This window comes from Acidovorax sp. HMWF018 (genome assembly GCF_003061035.1).
GTDB classification, from domain to species: Bacteria; Pseudomonadota; Gammaproteobacteria; order Burkholderiales; family Burkholderiaceae_C; genus Acidovorax; species Acidovorax delafieldii.
Window position 1 is genome coordinate 1 of record NZ_QAIM01000249.1, and the last position, 2,261, is coordinate 2,261.

Annotated in this window: 3 protein-coding genes; all 3 read right to left on the minus strand. The window is 67.1% G+C overall.

The window, feature by feature from the left end; translation table 11 throughout:
• Window positions 1-48 precede the first annotated feature (48 nt).
• The 3 genes from DBR23_RS09040 to DBR23_RS09050 are packed head-to-tail and all read right to left on the minus strand — an operon-like array spanning window position 49 to window position 2,259.
• The gene (locus tag DBR23_RS09040; RefSeq protein WP_108498030.1) at window positions 49-819 is read right to left on the minus strand and encodes an HAD-IA family hydrolase; all 771 of its coding nucleotides are present in this window, start codon (window positions 817-819) and stop codon (window positions 49-51) included.
• Entirely contained in the window at window positions 812-1,798 is a 987-nt protein-coding gene (cbbX, locus tag DBR23_RS09045) for a CbbX protein (RefSeq protein WP_081679689.1), read from the minus strand. Before cbbX ends, DBR23_RS09040 begins: the two co-directional genes overlap by 8 nt.
• 14 nt (window positions 1,799-1,812) lie before the next feature.
• Entirely contained in the window at window positions 1,813-2,259 is a 447-nt protein-coding gene (locus DBR23_RS09050; RefSeq protein ID WP_026436945.1) for a ribulose bisphosphate carboxylase small subunit, read from the minus strand.
• Between the last annotated feature and the right edge of the window lie 2 nt (window positions 2,260-2,261).

A 2,261-nucleotide genomic window follows, 5' to 3' on the forward strand; every position in this document is an offset into this window, starting at 1 on the left:
GGACATCGTGGGGCGACTCTGTTGTGTGGGGGAAATGGACGCGACCGATCAGGCCGACTCGAACAGGGTGCTGCCGGCGTGCCAGCGGCGCAGGGCGTCCACCGTGACCCAGCGCTGGTCCATGCCAGCGACACCCTGGGGCAAGGGTTGTGCGAGATCGCCCAGGTGCGGCAACACCAGCAGGGCGTCGTCAAAACGCTGGCCGGTGGTGTGCACGGTGGGTGTGACCAGGGTCTGAAGGCTGGCGGCGGTGGCCGCGCGCAGGCCGTTGGCCGAGTCCTCGAAGGCCAGGCAGGCCTGCGCCGGCAGGCCCAGGGTGGACAAGACCTGCTGGTACACCAGCGGGTCGGGCTTCTTGCGTGCGGCGGTGGCCGCATCACCGATGGCCGCGAAGTGGCGCCGCCAATCCGGCCCGAGTGGGGTGCGCAGCAAGGCATCGATGTTGGCTGGTGTGGTGGTGGTGGCGATGGCCAGGCGAAGGCCGGCAGCGAGCGCCTCGCGCATGAGGCGCAACACGCCTGGGCGCAGCGGCAGCTGGCCGCCGCTCACGCGGCTTTCGTAGAGGCGCGTCTTGATGGCATGCACGCGGTCGATGGTGGTTCGCGCCGCGGCGCCGCTGGCGATCTCGGGTTCGACCATGTGCCAGTGGTGTGCGATGCGTTCCTTGCCGCCAGAGACCTGCAACAGGCGGATGTAGGTGGTCTCGTCCCAATGCCAGTCCAGGCGCACTTCGGCAAAGGCGTCGTTGAAGGCGGTGCGGTGGGCTTCTTCGGTGTCGGCCAGGGTGCCGTCGACGTCGAAGATGAGGGCCTCAAGCATGGGTTGCTCCTTCGGCGCCGAAGAGGCGGCTGCCAAGGATGTCGCTCGCCTGCAGCGTGGTGAGTTCTTCCGCGCTGAGCTCGTGGTCAGGCTGCGAAAACAGACGGCTGGCCTGTCTCAGGCGTGCACGGTCGAGCGCGTTGCGCACGCTGCGCGCATTGGCGAAATGGGGTTGCTCCAGCCGCAGGCCGAGGTAACGTCCGAAGGCCTCGGCGGCTTCCGGGCTGAAGCGGTGATTCTGCTCGGCGAGCATCCTGCGCGAGATCTGCATCAGCTCGCCGGCGCTGTAGTCGGGAAAGGTGAGGTGGTGCGCAATGCGCGAGCGCATGCCGGGGTTGGACTGAAAGAAGGTGTTCATCCTGTCCTCGTAGCCGGCCAGGATCACCACGAGGTCGTCGCGGTGGTTCTCCATCACCTGCAGCAGGATCTCGATCGCCTCCTGCCCGTAGTCGCGTTCGTTCTCGGGGCGGTAGAGGTAGTACGCCTCGTCGATGAAGAGCACGCCGCCCATGGCCTTCTTCAAAACCTCGCGCGTCTTCGGCGCGGTGTGGCCGATGTACTGGCCCACCAGATCGTCGCGCGTCACGGCCACCATGTGGCCCTTGCGCACATAGCCCAGCCGGTGAAGGATCTGCGCCATGCGCAGTGCCACCGTGGTTTTGCCGGTGCCGGGGTTGCCCGAGAAGCACATGTGCAGGCTGGGCGGCTGCGAAGGCAGACCCAGGCCGGTGCGGAGTTTGTCAATGACCAGCAGCGCCGCGATGTCGCGCACCCGGGCCTTTACTGGCGCCAGGCCCACAAGCTCATCGTCCAGTTCCTGCAGCACGGCCTCCACCTGCGTGCTGGCCAGCACCGCGCCCACCGAGCGCGGTGCCTTTGCCGGGGTGTGGGCCGGTGCCGGGCCCTCCACCGATGCGGCCGCGGTGGTCACGGCGGCATCGAGTGGTGGCGGCGTGCTGCCAGGAATGAGGTACGACATGGCGGCCCGTGCTTTCAGGTTGCGTCTTGGTAACGCTCGCCTTCAGGGCGCACCGCGCCGTAGCCGCGCGTGGTGTAGCGCAGGCTGCGGCCGTTCACTTCCTGTCGCTCCAGCATGAAGCCGGGTTCGGTGGGGGGTCGGTTGACGATGAAACTCATCACGATGGTCTCGACGTTGCGCGTCGAGTCGAAGGCCATCATGCGGATGTAGTGGCGCGGGAATGCTTTGCGGCAAGCCTGCACTTCCTGCAGCACGCCGGCAGCGTCCTGCAGGTCGAACATCGGGTGGCCGTACATGGCCCAGTAGGTGTTGCGCGGATGCGGGTCGTCGGTGTATTCCACGCTCCAGGCGTAGCCACGCTTGAGGCCGTACTCGATCTGCGCGGTGATCTCCGCGTCGGTGAGCTCGGGCAGGAAACTGAACTGGCCTTGTGTGAGGCGGCCGGTGGGGTTGGTCATCATGG